A 16,176-nucleotide genomic window follows, 5' to 3' on the forward strand; every position below is an offset into this window, starting at 1 on the left:
TGTGAGAAGGGAAAGGGCGAACGGAGGCCTCATCCGTTCGCGTTAAGCGCAATAATCGTTAAATATTTAACGTTTCGATAACAGCCTGGCGTGCGCCATGGCGGGTAATGCGCTGCCAGGCCTCGCTGACAGCCTCAATAAAAACGCTATTTTGCGCGAGATCGTGTCCAAAGACCTCACTCAGCCCCAGCAGCGCGTTGACGCGGTCATCCTCGCTGCTGGCGTTGACCATCGCGCGGATTTTATCGCTGAGGGGATCGCGAACATCAATCGCATTGCCACGGTCATCGGTACCGCTGACGTAGCGTAGCCAGCCGGCCACGCCCAGGGCCAGCAGCGGCCATGGCGTTTTTCGCTCAAGATGAACGCGGATCCCATCCAGCATTCTTTGCGGAAGCTTCTGGCTACCGTCCATTGCGATTTGCCACGTACGATGCTGTAGCGCCGGGTTGGCAAAGCGTTCGAGCAGGCTATCGGCATATGCGGTGAGGTCGACATCTTTAATACGTAATGTGGGAGCCTGTTCATCCAGCATGAGCCGCCGGGCGGCAGCACGGAATGCAGCGTCCTCCATGCATTCATTGATATGCGCGTAGCCCGCGAGGTATCCCAGATACGCCAGGAAAGAGTGGCTGCCGTTGAGCATGCGTAATTTCATCTGCTCCCATGGCAGAACATCCTGCACCATCTGGACACCTGCAACTTCCCACGCTGGACGGCCGGCGACAAAGTTATCTTCCACTACCCACTGAATAAACGGTTCGCAGCTGATGGCACACGGATCTTCAACGCCGAGCGCGTCGGTGATTTCCGCCAGCGAGGCTTCAGTCGCGGCGGGAACAATCCTGTCGACCATCGTTCCCGGGAAACTCACATGGCTATCAATCCATTCTGACAGCGCTGCGGAACGTTTCTGCGCCATGCCCAGCACCGCATTTTTTACCACGTGCCCGTTATCAGGGATATTGTCGCAGGAAAGCACGGTAAATGCGGGCAAGCCGCGCTCACGGCGACGGTGGAGCGCTTCGACCAGTATCCCTGGAGCGGAATGCGGCGCGGAGGGGTTTTCAAGGTCGTGGACGATCCGCGCGTTGTGCAGATCAAGTTTACCGGTGGCGGGATCGATGCAATAGCCTTTCTCCGTGATGGTGAGCGACACAATAGCGACCTGAGGCTCACAAAACTTCTCAATAATCGCCGACAGAGAGTCCAGCTTTGCGTTCAGGCATTCATGGACGGCACCAATGATGATCGGCTGATTACCTTCAGCGCCTTTCTCCAGCACGGTAAACAGATGATCCTGCGCGCGCAGCTGACTCATCAGCACATCGCCGCTGAAAAGGCTAATCTCACAAATACCCCAGTCGCCGCCTTTTTCATTCAGCACGCGGTTTGTTAACAAGGCCTGGTGCGCGCGGTGAAATGCACCAAAGCCAAAATGGACGATGCGGGAGCGTAATTGCGCGCGATCGTAGCGAGGTTGCTGAACGTGGGCAGGAAGCGAGGTGGAGGCAATTGTCTTCATGAAATACACACCTGATTAACCATTAATTAACAATGCCAGTGTAAAGTTATATGACAGCAAATAAAATTGGTGAGCCGTAAATATCCCCGTTATGTGAGTTTGATCAATCAATGTGTGGCGGTATGTTGACCCTTAGCGGCAAACATGTATGGTAGTCGTCATTGCAGTAACGCATATTGGTATAACAACTTAAGAGGGTGAGGCAATGGAACAAACCTGGCGTTGGTACGGGCCGAACGATCCGGTTTCTCTTGATGATGTGCGTCAGGCTGGCGCAACGGGTGTCGTCACGGCGCTGCATCATATTCCTAACGGTCAGGTATGGCCGGTTGAAGAAATTCAACAGCGTCAGGCGCTGCTGGCAGAGAAGGGATTAACCTGGTCTGTGGTGGAAAGTATTCCGGTTCATGAAGATATCAAAACCCATTCAGGGGAGTACCAGACCTGGATTGCTAACTACCAGCAGAGCATTCGCAACCTGGCGGCCTGCGGTATTGATACAGTCTGCTATAACTTCATGCCCATTCTGGACTGGACGCGGACCGACCTTGAATATCAGATGCCGGACGGTTCAAAAGCGCTGCGTTTCGATCAGATTGCCTTTGCGGCATTCGAACTGCACATTCTTAAACGTCCTGGCGCCGAAGCGGATTACACCGCAGAAGAGCAGCAGCAGGCGCTGGCGTGGTTTAACGCCGCCAGTGACGCAGACATCGAAAAACTGACCCGTAATATTATTGCTGGCCTGCCGGGTGCAGAAGAGGGTTATACGCTGGATCAGTTCCGCGCGCGTCTGGCGGAGTACGGCGATATTGATAAGCACCAGCTGCGTGAAAATATGGCGTATTTCCTGCGTGCTATCGTGCCGGTAGCTGAAGAGGCAGGAGTACGCCTGGCTGTGCACCCGGACGATCCACCGCGTCCTATCCTGGGCCTGCCGCGTATCGTTTCCACCCTTGAAGATATGCAGTGGCTGAAAGAGACGGTAAATAGCATCTATAACGGCTTTACCATGTGTACCGGCTCCTACGGCGTGCGCGCGGATAACGATCTGGTACGGATGATTGAAACCTTCGGCGATCGTATCCACTTCACGCATCTGCGCGCGACCTGTCGTGAAGAGAACCCGAAAACCTTCCACGAGGCGGCGCACCTTGGCGGTGATGTGAATATGGTCGCGGTGGTGGACGCTATTCTGGCGGAAGAGGCGCGTCGTAAGCAGGCGGGCGATGTGCGTCCTATTCCATTCCGCCCCGATCACGGACACCAGATGCTGGACGATCTGCGTAAGAAAACTAACCCAGGCTATTCGGCGATTGGCCGTCTTAAAGGGATGGCGGAAGTGCGCGGCGTTGAGCTGGCGCTGAAGATGACGAAGTATCCGGAGCTTCTGTAAGCTCTGTTGCCCGGTGGCGCTACGCTTACCGGGCCTACAAAAAAACCGGCCTGAGAGCCGGTTTTTGTGTTTTTGTAGGTCGGGTAAGGCGAAGCCGCCACCCGACAAATGCCGCAATCAGTCAGCGCGACCCATATAGCGTTTTTCTTCGATATGGATGCGGATTTTCTCGCCAGCAGAGAGATATTCCGGAACCTGCACAACCAGGCCGGTCGTCAGGGTAGCCGGTTTGTTGCGCGCACTTGCGGACGCGCCTTTGATGCCTGGCGCCGTTTCAACGATTTCCAGATCGACGGTCTGAGGCAGTTCCAGCGCCAGCAGCACGCCGTCCCAGGTCAGGACCTGCATGTCAGGCATACCGCCTTCAGGGATGAACAGCAGCTCTTCTTCAATCTGATCTTTGGTGAAGATGTATGGAGTGTAATCTTCTTTGTCCATGAACACGTATTCGTTGCCGTCGATGTAGGAGAAATCGACATAGCGACGGGTCAGGGTCACGGTATCGACGATATCGTCACCTTTAAAGCGCTCTTCCACTTTCAGGCCGGTACGCACATCGGCGAAACGCATTTTGTACAGCGTTGCTGCACCACGGGCGCTCGGGGCCTGAATGTCGATATCTTTCACAATCAGCAGTTTGCCGTTGTAATTTAGCACCATACCTTTCTTAATTTCGTTCGCTCTTGGCATTGCAGTAATCCTGTTTACGGGAGGTAAAAAATATCGCGCCAAATTACTCGCGCGCGGCCTTTCAGGCAAGTGGAATTCGTGGCTTTTGCTATCAATACGCAAAAGGTGTTACTGTGCGCGCGATGCCCGACTACGCGGGCGTCCGCCAGCGAAAGAGAGCATTTATGGATTGCCGTCCAGACTGTGGCGCGTGCTGTACAGCACCGTCCATTTCAAGTCCCATTCCAGGAATGCCCGAGGGTAAGCCTGCCAATACCCGCTGCGTTCAGCTCTCGGAAACGAATCTGTGTATGATCTTTGGTTCGCCTTTGCGCCCGAAGGTCTGCTCCGGGCTTCAGCCCACTGCCGAAATGTGTGGCAGCACGCGCGGGCAGGCGATGACGTACCTTCTTGAATTGGAAGCGCTCACCGCGCCTTAAACGTCTTTAATCCGCGTCAAACAGCCAATCGTCAGCGTACACATCACCAGCGCAATCCAGAACACCGTGTGGTAGTTCCAGATTTCAGCCACAACGCCGGCCATTGAACCAGCGATAATCCAGCCCACGCGGGTGGTATTGGTATAAAGAGTGGTGGCTGAGCCTGCCTGACCCGGCATCAGATCCTGAAAGTAGAGCATGCCTATCCCGGCGAGAATGCCGATATAAATGGCATTCAGCAGCTGTAAAGCCAGCAACAGCCCCGGCGTATGAACCGTCAACATACCCATATAAAACAGCAGGCCGGCGACGGCGGCGATGCGCATTAAAAAACGCTTTCCGAAACGCTTTGCGTAATATCCCGCGATGAGCATAGTTGGGATCTCAAGCCCGGCTGCGGTGCCCATCATAATGCCCGCCAGCTTCTCCGACAGGTGCAGTTCATCAATAATAAACAGCGGCATATTGATGATATACAGGCTGTTGGTGCCCCACATCAGCGTGCAGACAACAAACAGGAGCAGGGCATCGCGGCGGTTGCGGCGCGGCGCTTCCAGCACACCCGTTGCCACTTTGGGCTCTTTGCGCATGGACGGCAGGAAGAACCACACCAGCGCGCCGCACGCCACAAACGCGACAGCCGCGCTCAGGTACATCACCGTAAAGCCAAAACCCATCGCCAGCGCGTAAGCCAGCGGCGGGCCAATCACCCATGCCAGCGACACCTGAGCACGCATGACAGAGCTGAACATCACCGCTTCACGCCCGGTATGGTCGGCGTGTTCGCGGGCAAGGGCGAACATCTGCGGGTTCGCCGTCGAGCCAAAGCTGCTCAGAAATACCCCAACGAAGAGCAGAATGAAGTAGTTGCGGTTCCAGGCAAACAGAACGCAGGCCATTACACCCAGCAGACAGCAGAAAACGATCAGGCTCTTACGATCGCCTTTTCTGTCGGATCGCCCCGCCAGAAACTGACTGACCAGGATGCCGATGATGGCGCTTCCGGTAAAAAAGAAGCCAACCATGGCCGGACGGGCGTGGACCTCATTTGTCAGAAATAAACTCAGCGTCGGCGTCTGTAACGCACCGGCAATGCCTGTGAAAAAGGCAACAACCAGGAATGCCGCAGAGGTCAAATCAAAGGGCTTCGGCGAGGCGGCCGCAGGGGTGTTATGCATGTTTTATAATTAGCGAGTAGCAGAGAGGAGGCGGAGTTTACGCCGTCAGCTAAAAAATAAACAGTGGGTGCGGTCAATGATGCCACGAAAAATCAAAATGGCATTTCAACTTATGAACAGTCTGGCTGACCTTAGCTGAAACTGATTTGCTGAACTTCAGCAAAATTCAGCTCAACGAAGAAGAAATGTGCTGTATCTCTAAATTCTGACATCAGAAATACGAGTTTACTTGCAAGGTATTGCAGAAAGCGCAAGACTTTTTGAAACGTTTCAGCGCTATCTTGTTTTTACAAACGGAGCAGGCTAGCGCATTTTTTCTCATTAAAGCTGAAACGATTCAAGTTCAGCAGGAGTGGAGAACCATGTTCCAGTTATCTGTTCAGGATATCCACCCGGGCGCTCAGGCCGGGGATAAAGAAGAGGCTATTCGCCAGGTTGCCGCTGCGCTTGTGCAGGCGGGCAACGTCGCGGACGGCTATGTAAACGGCATGCTGGCCCGCGAGCAGCAGACCTCAACCTTCCTCGGCAATGGCATTGCCATTCCGCACGGCACAACCGACACCCGCGATCAGGTGCTGAAAACCGGCGTTAAGGTTTATCAGTTCCCGCAGGGCGTGCTTTGGGGTGACGGTCAGGTGGCTTACGTGGCTATCGGTATCGCGGCCAGCAGCGACGAACACTTAGGCCTGCTGCGTCAGCTGACGCATGTCCTGAGCGATGACGCGGTAGCTGAACAGCTTAAGTCCGCCACGACAGCGGAAGAACTGCGCGCCTTGCTGATGGGCGAAAAACAGAGTGAAGCGCTGAAACTGGATAATGAAACGCTGACGCTTGACGTGGCTGCCTCCGATCTGGTGACGCTGCAGGCGCTGAACGCAGGTCGTCTGAAAGAAGCCGGCGCGGCGGATGCCACCTTTGTCACCCGCGCGATCAACGATAAGCCGTTGAATCTGGGACAGGGTATCTGGCTGAACGACAGTGCTGAAGGCAACCTGCGCAGTGCTATCGCCGTGAGCCGCGCGACCAATGCGTTTGACGTAGAAGGCGAGCCAGCAGCGATGCTGGTGACCGTGGCGATGAACGATGAACAGCCAGTTTCCGTGCTGAAGCGTCTGGGCGACCTGCTGCTGAACAACAAAGCTGAAAAACTGCTGAACGCTGATGCCTCCACCGTGCTGGCACTGCTGACCAGTGATGATGTGCTGACGGATGACGTGCAGACTGCGGAGTTCGTTGTGCGCAACGAACACGGCCTGCATGCCCGTCCTGGCACCATGCTGGTGAATACCATTAAACAATTCGAGAGTGAGATCACCGTGGCGAATCTTGATGGCACGGGCAAACCGGCCAACGGCCGTAGTCTGATGAAAGTTGTCGCGCTGGGCGTGAAGAAAGGCCACCGTCTGCGTTTCACCGCGCAGGGTGCGGATGCTGAACAGGCGCTGAAAGCGATTGGCGACGCCATCGCAGCGGGTCTGGGGGAGGGCGCATAATGAGCAGACGTGTTGCGACTATTACGCTGAACCCGGCTTATGACCTGGTGGGATTTTGCCCGGAAATTGAGCGCGGCGAAGTCAACCTCGTGCGTACCACTGGCCTGCATGCCGCGGGTAAAGGGATTAACGTCGCGAAAGTGCTCAAGGATCTCGGTATCGATGTCACGGTAGGTGGGTTCCTCGGAAAAGACAACCAGGATGGTTTCCAGCAGCTGTTCAGCGAGCTGGGCATAGCTAACCGTTTTCAGATTGTTCAGGGCCGTACCCGTATCAACGTTAAGCTGACGGAGAAAGACGGTGAAGTGACCGATCTGAACTTCTCCGGTTTCGAAGTGACGCCGTCAGACTGGGAACGTTTTGTGAACGACTCGCTGACCTGGCTTGGTCAGTTTGACATGGTCTGCGTTAGCGGCAGCCTGCCGTCCGGCGTGAGCCCGGAAGCGTTTACCGACTGGATGACGCGCCTGCGCAGCCAGTGCCCGTGCATTATTTTTGACAGCAGCCGCGACGCGCTGGTTGCGGGTCTGAAAGCCTCTCCGTGGCTGGTGAAGCCGAATCGCCGCGAGCTGGAGATCTGGGCGGGCCGTAAGCTGCCAGAATTAAAAGATGTGATTGACGCTGCCCATGCGCTGCGCGAGCAGGGTATCGCTCACGTGGTTATCTCTCTTGGTGCAGAAGGCGCGTTGTGGGTTAACGCGTCTGGCGAATGGATCGCCAAACCGCCGTCGGTTGACGTTGTCAGCACCGTTGGCGCAGGGGATTCCATGGTTGGCGGCCTGATTTATGGTCTGCTGATGCGTGAATCCAGTGAACATACTTTACGTCTTGCCACCGCCGTTGCTGCCCTGGCCGTAAGCCAGAGCAATGTCGGAATTACCGATCGTACCCAGTTAGCCGCGATGATGGCGCGCGTTGACTTAAAACCTTTTAACTAACAGCAGGAGAGGAATAATGAAAACGCTGCTGATCATTGACTCCGGTCTCGGACAGGCTCGCGCCTATATGGCGAAGACCTTGCTGGGCGCGGCGGCACAAAAAGCACATCTGGATATTATCGATAATCCAGGCGATGCAGAACTGGCCATTGTACTGGGCGATAAAATCCCGGCTGACAGTGCGCTGAACGGCAAAAAAGTGTGGCTGGGCGATATCAATCGTGCAGTGGCACACCCTGAACTGTTCCTGAGTGAAGCGAAAGGTCACGCGTCTGTCTACAGCGCGCCTGTCGCGACGGCGCCGGCGGCGGCCGCAGGGCCGAAACGCATTGTGGCGGTGACGGCCTGCCCGACGGGCGTGGCTCACACCTTTATGGCGGCTGAAGCCATTGAAACCGAAGCGAAAAAACGCGGCTGGTGGGTAAAAGTTGAAACGCGCGGCTCCGTTGGTGCCGGCAACGCTATCACCCCTGAAGAAGTGGCTGAGGCCGATCTGGTGATCGTGGCTGCGGATATCGAAGTGGATCTGGCGAAATTTGCCGGTAAGCCAATGTACCGTACCTCTACCGGCCTGGCGCTGAAAAAAACCGCGCAGGAGTTTGATAAAGCGCTGGTGGAAGCGAAACCGTATCAGGCAACCGGAGCGAGCCAAACCGCAACGGAAGGTAAGAAAGAGTCTGCAGGCGCCTACCGCCATCTGCTGACCGGCGTGTCTTACATGCTGCCGATGGTGGTTGCGGGTGGTCTGTGTATCGCCCTCTCGTTCGCATTTGGTATTACCGCGTTTAAAGAACAAGGGACGCTGGCCGCTGCGTTAATGCAGATTGGCGGTGGATCCGCGTTCGCGCTGATGGTGCCTGTGCTGGCTGGCTTTATTGCCTTCTCCATCGCTGACCGTCCTGGCCTGACGCCGGGTCTTATCGGCGGTATGCTGGCCGTGAGCACCGGTTCTGGCTTCATTGGCGGCATCATTGCCGGTTTCCTGGCCGGTTACGTTGCGAAGCTTATTAGTTCGAAGCTGAAGCTGCCGCAAAGTATGGAAGCGCTGAAGCCGATTCTGATCATCCCGCTGATTTCCAGCCTGGTGGTCGGCCTGGCGATGATTTACCTGATTGGTAAACCTGTTGCGGGCATCCTGGCGGGTCTGACCCACTGGCTGCAAACCATGGGCACCGCGAACGCGGTTCTGCTGGGTGCTATCCTCGGTGGCATGATGTGTACCGATATGGGTGGTCCGGTGAACAAAGCGGCGTACGCCTTTGGCGTTGGCCTGCTGAGTACCCAGACGTATGCGCCAATGGCAGCCATCATGGCGGCCGGTATGGTGCCTCCTCTGGCGCTCGGTCTGGCGACGATTATTGCGCGTCGTAAGTTCGATAAAGCGCAGCAGGAAGGCGGTAAAGCCGCGCTGGTGCTGGGTCTGTGCTTCATCACCGAAGGAGCGATTCCGTTCGCGGCCCGCGACCCAATGCGTGTGCTGCCATGCTGTATCGCGGGTGGTGCTGTGACGGGGGCTATCTCCATGGCGATTGGTGCAAAACTGATGGCACCACACGGCGGTCTATTTGTTCTGCTGATCCCTGGCGCAATCACTCCGGTGCTGGGTTACCTGCTGGCGATTATCGCGGGTACGCTGGTGGCGGGTCTGTCTTATGCGGTGCTGAAGCGCCCTGAAGCAGAAGTGGTTGCGAAAGTGGCCTAAGCGTTAACGTAATAAAAAAGCCGGGTGCGTAAGCAGCCCGGCTTTTTTTATGCCGCCTGTTCAGCGGTTTGCTGCGCTTTGAGCCAGGCGATTTCTTCTGCCCAGATATCCGGATTGATGGTTTCGAGCACCATTGGAATACCGTCGAAGCGGGCATCCTGCATAATAAAGCGAAACGCATCATGGCCGATGTTGCCTTCGCCCAGGCTGTGGTGACGGTCAACGCGGCTGCCAAAGGCGCTTTTCGCATCGTTTAGGTGCATTCCGCGCAGGTACTTAAAGCCAACAATCCGCTCGAACTCCTCGAACGTGTTTTTCGTTGCCTCGGTCGTGCGCAGGTCATAACCGGCCGCAAACGCGTGGCAGGTATCAATGCACACGCCCACGCGGGATTTATCTTCCACACCGTCAATAATGGCCGCCAGATGTTCGAACTTAAAGCCGAGGTTGCTGCCCTGACCGGCGGTGTTCTCAATCACCGCCGTCACGCCCTGGGTTTTATCCAGAGTGATGTTGATGGACTCGGCAATGCGCGCCAGGCAGGCATCTTCATCGATTTGCATCAGATGGCTACCCGGATGGAAGTTCAGCAGCGTCAGCCCCAGCTGTTCGCAGCGCTGTACTTCATCCAGAAACGCCTCGCGGGACTTATCCAGCGCTTCCTGAACCGGATGCCCGAGGTTAATCAGGTAGCTGTCGTGGGGGAGGATCTGGCCGGGCCCGTAGCGGTATTTCTCACAGGCGGCTTTGAAATCATCAATTACGTCAGCGGTAAGCGGCGCGGCGCGCCACTGGCGCTGATTTTTGGTGAACAGGGCGAAAGCGGTCGCCTCAATTTCGGCGGCGCGAATGGCGGCATTCGCAAGGCCACCTGCAGCGCTAACGTGCGCTCCAACATATTTCATAAAGGGACTCCTGTTAACCCGAAATGCCTATGATAGCGGGTTAACAGGAGAAGGATGTAGTGGTTTATGCCATCAGGCTATGGACCACGAGGTTAATCGCGCCGCCGCCGACAATCAGCCAGATGAAGAGCACCAGCGCCATCAGCAGCGGTTTCGCACCGGCTTTTTTCAGCGCGCTGACGTGCGTGGTCACCCCCAGCGCCGCCATGGCCATTGCCAGCAGCACCGTATCCAGCGTCACCAGCATATCGACAACGGCTTTCGGCAGCAGGTGGAAGGAGTTGAAAATCGCCACCACGATAAACAGGATCGCAAACCACGGAATGGTTATTTTGCTTTTCTCGCTACCGCCCGCCGGAGCCAGCTGTTTAACCCGCGCGGCCAGGAAAATCAGGAATGGCGCGAGCATCATTACGCGCAGCATTTTGGCAATCACCGCCGCGTTTTCAGCTTCCGGGTTAATGGCGTGCCCTGCAGCGACCACCTGGGCCACTTCGTGCATCGTCGAACCGATATAAATGCCGTACGTTTCCGGGCTAAACCAGTGAGCAACCAGAGGATACATCGCCGGGTAGAGGAAGATCGCCAGCGTACCGAAGATCACCACCGTCGCCACCGCCACCGTCACCTTGCTGGCTTCGGCTTTAACGACGGGTTCCGTTGCCAGCACCGCCGCGGCCCCGCAGATACTGCTCCCGGCACCGATCAGCCAGCTGGTTTGCTTATCCAGGCCAAAGACTTTCTGACCGATAAAACAGGCCAGTAAAAAGGTGCTGGTCAGGGTCAGGACGTCGATGGCGATCCCGCTCACGCCCACATCCGCAATCTGCGAAAAGGTGAGACGAAAGCCGTAAAGAATGATCCCGAGACGCAGCAGATGCTGTTTGGCAAAGATCACGCCGCCGTCGCAGGATTTCCAGATATGCGGGTAAACGGTATTGCCCACGACCATACCGAGCAATATTGCCAGGGTTAACGCGCTAAAACCTGCTCCCGCGATGGCCGGAATACTTCCGCCCCATAGTGCCACGCCGGTAACCGCTGCGCTGAGCGCAAGACCCGGCACGAAGTGCCACAATGTACGATGATGCTGTAAGGTGAGTTCTGACATAACCTTCTCCTTTGTCTGGCTAAAGGTTACGGCGCTCTGGCTTAAAAATAAAATTGATTATATACTTATAATCAATCTATATAAGTGGTAAGCAACCATGCACATTACATTGCGTCAGCTGGAGGTCTTTGCCGAAGTGCTGAAAAGCGGATCGACAACACAAGCCTCGCAGATGCTGGCGCTCTCTCAATCTGCGGTTAGCGCGGCGTTGACCGATCTCGAAGGGCAGCTGGGCGTTCAGCTTTTCGACAGGGTAGGGAAGCGTCTGGTGGTCAACGAACATGGCCGTCTGCTCTACCCGCGCGCGCTGGCATTGCTGGAACAGGCTATCGAAATCGAACAGCTGTTCCGTGAAGAAAACGGTGCGATCCGCGTCTACGCCAGCAGCACGATCGGGAATTACATCCTGCCGGAAGTGATTGCCCGCTACCGCCGTGATTTCCCGACCCTGCCGCTGGAGATGAGCGTGGGGAACAGCCAGGACGTCATCAACGCGGTGATCGATTTTCGCGTGGATATCGGCCTCATCGAAGGACCCTGCCATAACGTCGATATCATTGCCGAGCCCTGGCTGGAGGATGAACTGGTGGTGTTTGCTTCCCCGGCCTCGTCTTTACTGCAGGGGGAAGTGACGCTGGAACGCCTCGCGCAGGCGCAGTGGATCCTGCGTGAGCAGGGCTCCGGCACGCGGGAAATTGTCGATTACCTGCTGCTTTCCCATCTGCCGCAATTCCAGCTGGGGATGGAGCTGGGTAACTCGGAGGCCATCAAGCATGCGGTGCGCCACGGGCTGGGCATCAGCTGTCTTTCCCGGCGGGTCATTGCGGAACAGCTTGAGACGGGCTCGCTGGTGGAAATTCCTGTTCCGCTCCCGAAACTGGTACGCACGCTGTGGTGTATTCACCATCGTCAGAAACACCTTTCCAGCTCGCTACAGCGTTTTCTGCGCTATTGCGAGATGTAATCTTCTCCTCACCCTGACCCTCTCCCCAAATGGGAGAGGGGAAAGCCCCGATTTCTGCTTTACTTATAATCCTGGCCGAGTCATGAAGCTCTCTTATAACTGAGTATTTCTGCCGGAAGGAACGCGGATCGTCTGCTACAATCGCGCCTCATTTATTAAATGGACAGCATTTTCACATGGTTTCAGAAATTAAAACCACAGAAGCGCCCACGCTACGTCGTGAACTTAAGGCGCGTCACCTGACGATGATCGCCATTGGCGGTTCAATCGGTACAGGTCTTTTCGTTGCCTCTGGCGCAACAATTTCGGCAGCAGGCCCGGGTGGGGCACTTTTCTCTTATATCCTGATTGGCCTGATGGTGTATTTCCTGATGACCAGCCTGGGCGAACTGGCCGCGTACATGCCGGTATCCGGTTCGTTTTCGACATACGGTCAAAAATACGTTGAAGAAGGCTTCGGCTTCGCGCTGGGCTGGAACTACTGGTACAACTGGGCGGTGACCATCGCCGTTGACCTTGTCGCCGCACAGCTGGTGATGAACTGGTGGTTCCCGGATACGCCGGGCTGGATCTGGAGCGCGCTGTTCCTGGCCGTCATCTTCCTGCTGAACTACATCTCCGTGCGCGGTTTCGGCGAAGCGGAATACTGGTTCTCTTTGATCAAAGTGGCAACCGTCATCATCTTTATCGTCGTCGGTGTGGCGATGATCGTTGGTATTTTCAAAGGCGCTGAACCTGTGGGCTGGAGTAACTGGACAATAGGCGATGCGCCGTTTGCCGGTGGCTTTTCGGCGATGATTGGCGTGGCAATGATTGTCGGCTTCTCCTTCCAGGGGACCGAGCTGATTGGTATCGCCGCCGGTGAGTCAGAGAACCCGGAGAAAAATATTCCGCGTGCGGTCCGTCAGGTCTTCTGGCGTATCCTGCTGTTCTATGTGTTCGCAATCCTGATTATCAGCCTGATCATTCCGTACACCGATCCAAGCCTGCTGCGTAATGACGTAAAAGACATTAGCGTCAGCCCGTTCACGCTGGTCTTCCAGCACGCCGGTCTGCTTTCTGCCGCGGCAGTGATGAACGCCGTGATCCTGACCGCCGTGCTTTCAGCCGGTAACTCCGGGATGTACGCGTCCACCCGCATGCTCTACACGCTGGCGTGCGACGGTAAAGCACCGCGTATCTTCGCTAAACTGTCCCGTGGCGGTGTCCCGCGTAATGCGCTGTACGCGACAACGGTGATTGCCGGTATGTGTTTCCTGACCTCTATGTTTGGCAACCAGACGGTATACCTGTGGCTGCTTAACACGTCCGGGATGACGGGCTTTATTGCCTGGCTGGGCATTGCCATTAGCCACTACCGTTTCCGCCGTGGCTACGTCATGCAGGGGCACGATCTTAACAACCTGCCGTATCGCTCAGGATTCTTCCCGCTGGGGCCTATTTTTGCCTTCATTCTGTGCCTGATCATTACGCTGGGACAGAACTATGAAGCCTTCCTGGCGGACACCATTGACTGGGGCGCCGTCACGGCAACCTATATTGGTATTCCGCTGTTCCTTGTCATCTGGTTGGGTTACAAACTGACCAAAGGAACACGCTTCGTTCGCTACAGTGAAATGGAATTCCCGGAACGATTTAAATAATAACCGCACTTCCTCTCTATTTAGCCCGCTCATTCGAGCGGGCTTTTTTATGGTCGCTTAGAAACTATAAGTCATACCGACGGTATAGCGGCGGCCGTCAAGTACGGTGTCGTAGGTCTCGTAATCAATCTGCTTATCAAGCACGTTATAAACACCGGCGGTAAGCAGCAGGTTCTTATTCGCGTTATAGCGCAGGCCCACATCAACCTGGGTATAAGACGGTGTGCCCTGAGACATTGACGTGCGGCTCAGGTATTCAGAGGTTTTACCGCGCAGATTCAGACGGCTCCAGAATCCAACATCCGGCGTGGCCTGCCAGTCCAGCGTGGTGTTGAACATGTGCTTCGGCATTTTGTTCAGCGGCTTACCGGAAAATTGGCCACTTTTTTGCTCAGATTCGGTGTAGGTGTAGTTAGCGGTCCAGTTAAGATCGCGCGTGATTTTCCAGCCGAAGGTGGATTCCACGCCGCGCATGTTAGCCTTGTCGACGTTGACGCGATCGCTGACGAAATCATAGGTATGATTGCCGATGGTACAGGCGGGATCCGCACTGCTGTTGCAGCGCCGCACTTCAGTGATTTTGTCCTTGAAGTCGGTATTGAACAGCGTCACTCCAGCATTAAGGTTGTCGCTGTTGTCCCAGAGCAGGGCGATCTCTTCACTCAGGCTTTTCTCCGGTTTCAGGTCCGGGTTCCCTACGATGATACCGTCAAGGCGTCCACCGCCCGTTGCCTGGCCCCAGCTGGCAGAAGACTGGCGCAGGTCCGGCGCACGGTAGCCAGCAGAGACTCCGCCCTTCAGCGTCCACTGTTCTGCCAGATGCCATACGCCATAGCCGCGTGGCGTCCAGTTGGTACCGTAGTTTTGGTCTTTATCCATTCGCAGACCGCCGGTCAGCGTAAAGCTGTCGGTCATTGCCCATTCATCTTCGGCAAACAGTGCCCAGCTCCAGCGCGTCAGTTTGTTCAGCCCATCAGCGGCTTCCAGCTGGTTGCCGTTGTCGCGCAGTTTCTCATAACGATACTGCCCGCCGAGGGTCAGGGTGTGATCGCCCAGGAAGATCTGGTTTTGGTTGTTGAACGTAGTGTTCCAGGAGCGCATGTCACGATCCGGGTTGTTCGTCTCTTCCTGCTGGATGTAGCTGGTGGTATTGAAGTCGCTGTAATAGCCGCTGTGGGTTAATGAGTACGTTGTATGCTCGTAGCGTGTCTCACTTTTGGTATTCGGCTTACAGGTATTACCGCGGCAGGTTTCAGCCGCTTTAGACATGCCTGGCGTACTGTTTCTGTCCTGAAGTTCACGGGCAAAATCGAGGTCGATATCATTTTGCTCGTCCGGGGTAAAGTTCAGCGTAACGCCGCCGTTACGCATTTTCTGCTCGTTATAACCGTTTACGATTTTATCTTCCGCGCGGCGTGACAGCAGGCCCGTCACTTTTGCGCCAAGCAGGCCGTCAATCAGAGGGCCAGAGGCATAAGCGTTGGTCTGGAAGATATCGCCGGAATCACTGTTTTCCTGGAACGTACCATCTCCGTGCAGGGAACCGGTCCAGGCTTTAGTATTCGACACTTTTTTGGTGATGACGTTAATCACGCCGCCCATGGCGTCTGAGCCATACAGCGATGACATAGGACCGCGGATCACTTCAATGCGCTCAATGGATTCCAGCGGCGGTAGCCAGCCTTGTTCAATACCCGCGTTGTCGCTGTTAGGGCGCGTGCTGCGCGTGCTGATACGCTTGCCGTTGACCAGGAACAGCGTGTACTGGGATGCCATGCCGCGAATACTGATATCGCTGCTGCTGCCCCCGCCGGTGACGACCACGCCGGGCACATCTTTCAGCGCATCGGTGACGTCGCGATAGGCTTTGTCTTCAATTTGCTGTTTCGAAATGACGGAGATGGAGGCGGGAGCATTCTGGATCTTTTGTTCAAAACCCGTGGCGGTGACGACAACGGTGTCTTGATCGGCTGCATGAACGAATGGTGGAAGTGTGGCGACGCCAACGGCGATAGCCAGTGCCTTAACGCGAGGTATAGTCATTTGTACATTCCGTATAAAAATAAAAAAACTCCATCGGGATAACCCTGATAACGCTATGTCTTTGTCTTGTAAGAACGCTTTGTGATGGAGAAGAGCCTGGAATTGTACAAAAGAATGTAGATTTGTAAACACAAATGATAATCGAAATCATTTGTGTTTGATGTTGGAT

At 55.5% G+C, this 16,176-nt stretch carries 13 protein-coding genes; 7 read left to right on the forward strand and 6 right to left on the reverse strand.

The genetic code is table 11. The annotated features are described in order from the left end of the window. Positions 1-58: 58 nt before the first annotated feature. Positions 59-1,525 (reverse strand): mannitol dehydrogenase family protein, encoded by a 1,467-nt coding sequence (locus tag PYW49_RS14345; protein WP_320386781.1) that lies wholly within the window; start codon positions 1,523-1,525, stop codon positions 59-61. A gap of 205 nt (positions 1,526-1,730) precedes the next feature. Here PYW49_RS14345 and uxuA point away from each other — a divergent pair, with 205 nt between their 5' ends. Then, a complete protein-coding gene (gene uxuA / locus PYW49_RS14350; RefSeq protein ID WP_320386782.1) occupies positions 1,731-2,921 on the forward strand; it encodes a mannonate dehydratase in 1,191 nt (396 codons plus the stop codon). A 117-nt stretch (positions 2,922-3,038) separates the two neighbouring features. On the opposite strand, the gene yeiP is transcribed toward uxuA, so the two are convergent. Next, entirely contained in the window at positions 3,039-3,611 is a 573-nt protein-coding gene (gene yeiP / locus PYW49_RS14355) for an elongation factor P-like protein YeiP (protein WP_008500940.1), read from the reverse strand. A gap of 164 nt (positions 3,612-3,775) precedes the next feature. On the opposite strand from yeiP, the gene PYW49_RS14360 reads away from it, so the two are divergent. After that, positions 3,776-4,030, forward strand: coding sequence for a YkgJ family cysteine cluster protein (locus tag PYW49_RS14360; protein WP_023312483.1), 255 nt, complete (start codon positions 3,776-3,778; stop codon positions 4,028-4,030). On the opposite strand, the gene setB is transcribed toward PYW49_RS14360, so the two are convergent. After that, complete coding sequence (gene setB, locus PYW49_RS14365) at positions 4,027-5,208, reverse strand: sugar efflux transporter SetB (protein ID WP_134347846.1); 1,182 nt, start codon at positions 5,206-5,208, stop codon at positions 4,027-4,029. The genes PYW49_RS14360 and setB overlap by 4 nt on opposite strands. Positions 5,209-5,570: 362 nt before the next feature. Here setB and fruB point away from each other — a divergent pair, with 362 nt between their 5' ends. Genes fruB through fruA form a run of 3 tightly spaced genes read left to right on the forward strand, consistent with a single transcriptional unit; the run spans position 5,571 to position 9,341 of the window. After that, the gene (fruB, locus tag PYW49_RS14370; RefSeq protein WP_320386783.1) at positions 5,571-6,701 is read left to right on the forward strand and encodes a fused PTS fructose transporter subunit IIA/HPr protein; all 1,131 of its coding nucleotides are present in this window, start codon (positions 5,571-5,573) and stop codon (positions 6,699-6,701) included. Beyond that, a complete protein-coding gene (fruK, locus tag PYW49_RS14375) occupies positions 6,701-7,639 on the forward strand; it encodes a 1-phosphofructokinase (RefSeq protein WP_047346570.1) in 939 nt (312 codons plus the stop codon). Before fruB ends, fruK begins: the two co-directional genes overlap by 1 nt. Before the next feature lie 16 nt (positions 7,640-7,655). Next, positions 7,656-9,341 (forward strand): PTS fructose transporter subunit IIBC, encoded by a 1,686-nt coding sequence (gene fruA / locus PYW49_RS14380; RefSeq protein WP_320386784.1) that lies wholly within the window; start codon positions 7,656-7,658, stop codon positions 9,339-9,341. A gap of 47 nt (positions 9,342-9,388) precedes the next feature. Here the strand turns inward: fruA and nfo are convergent, their stop codons facing one another. Both nfo and PYW49_RS14390 read right to left on the reverse strand, forming a co-directional pair. Next, on the reverse strand, positions 9,389-10,246 hold the full coding sequence (gene nfo, locus PYW49_RS14385) for a deoxyribonuclease IV (RefSeq protein WP_134347848.1): 858 nt from the start codon (positions 10,244-10,246) through the stop codon (positions 9,389-9,391). A 64-nt stretch (positions 10,247-10,310) separates the two neighbouring features. Then, positions 10,311-11,357 carry a YeiH family protein gene (locus PYW49_RS14390; RefSeq protein WP_134347849.1) on the reverse strand — a complete coding sequence of 349 codons (1,047 nt, stop codon included), beginning with the start codon at positions 11,355-11,357 and terminating at the stop codon, positions 10,311-10,313. A gap of 97 nt (positions 11,358-11,454) precedes the next feature. On the opposite strand from PYW49_RS14390, the gene yieE reads away from it, so the two are divergent. Both yieE and PYW49_RS14400 read left to right on the forward strand, forming a co-directional pair. Further along, complete coding sequence (gene yieE, locus PYW49_RS14395; protein ID WP_320386785.1) at positions 11,455-12,321, forward strand: DNA-binding transcriptional regulator YeiE; 867 nt, start codon at positions 11,455-11,457, stop codon at positions 12,319-12,321. 176 nt (positions 12,322-12,497) lie between these two features. Then, positions 12,498-13,964, forward strand: a complete 1,467-nt coding sequence (locus tag PYW49_RS14400; RefSeq protein WP_134347851.1) for an amino acid permease — start codon at positions 12,498-12,500, stop codon at positions 13,962-13,964. A 57-nt stretch (positions 13,965-14,021) separates the two neighbouring features. On the opposite strand, the gene PYW49_RS14405 is transcribed toward PYW49_RS14400, so the two are convergent. After that, a complete protein-coding gene (locus PYW49_RS14405; RefSeq protein WP_320386786.1) occupies positions 14,022-16,007 on the reverse strand; it encodes a ligand-gated channel protein in 1,986 nt (661 codons plus the stop codon). Between the last annotated feature and the right edge of the window lie 169 nt (positions 16,008-16,176).

Origin of the sequence: Enterobacter chinensis (assembly GCF_034008295.1) — a bacterium.
Taxonomy (GTDB): domain Bacteria; phylum Pseudomonadota; class Gammaproteobacteria; order Enterobacterales; family Enterobacteriaceae; genus Enterobacter; species Enterobacter chinensis.

Coding starts and splice junctions, on each gene's coding strand:
- PYW49_RS14400 (WP_134347851.1), top strand. CDS start 12,498: ATGGTTTCAGAAATTAAAACCACAGAAGCGCCCACGCTACGTCGTGAA.
- uxuA (WP_320386782.1), top strand. CDS start 1,731: ATGGAACAAACCTGGCGTTGGTACGGGCCGAACGATCCGGTTTCTCTT.
- fruB (WP_320386783.1), top strand. CDS start 5,571: ATGTTCCAGTTATCTGTTCAGGATATCCACCCGGGCGCTCAGGCCGGG.
- fruA (WP_320386784.1), top strand. CDS start 7,656: ATGAAAACGCTGCTGATCATTGACTCCGGTCTCGGACAGGCTCGCGCC.
- fruK (WP_047346570.1), top strand. CDS start 6,701: ATGAGCAGACGTGTTGCGACTATTACGCTGAACCCGGCTTATGACCTG.
- PYW49_RS14390 (WP_134347849.1), bottom strand. CDS start 11,357: ATGTCAGAACTCACCTTACAGCATCATCGTACATTGTGGCACTTCGTG.
- yeiP (WP_008500940.1), bottom strand. CDS start 3,611: ATGCCAAGAGCGAACGAAATTAAGAAAGGTATGGTGCTAAATTACAAC.
- nfo (WP_134347848.1), bottom strand. CDS start 10,246: ATGAAATATGTTGGAGCGCACGTTAGCGCTGCAGGTGGCCTTGCGAAT.
- PYW49_RS14360 (WP_023312483.1), top strand. CDS start 3,776: ATGGATTGCCGTCCAGACTGTGGCGCGTGCTGTACAGCACCGTCCATT.
- PYW49_RS14345 (WP_320386781.1), bottom strand. CDS start 1,525: ATGAAGACAATTGCCTCCACCTCGCTTCCTGCCCACGTTCAGCAACCT.
- PYW49_RS14405 (WP_320386786.1), bottom strand. CDS start 16,007: ATGACTATACCTCGCGTTAAGGCACTGGCTATCGCCGTTGGCGTCGCC.
- yieE (WP_320386785.1), top strand. CDS start 11,455: ATGCACATTACATTGCGTCAGCTGGAGGTCTTTGCCGAAGTGCTGAAA.
- setB (WP_134347846.1), bottom strand. CDS start 5,208: ATGCATAACACCCCTGCGGCCGCCTCGCCGAAGCCCTTTGATTTGACC.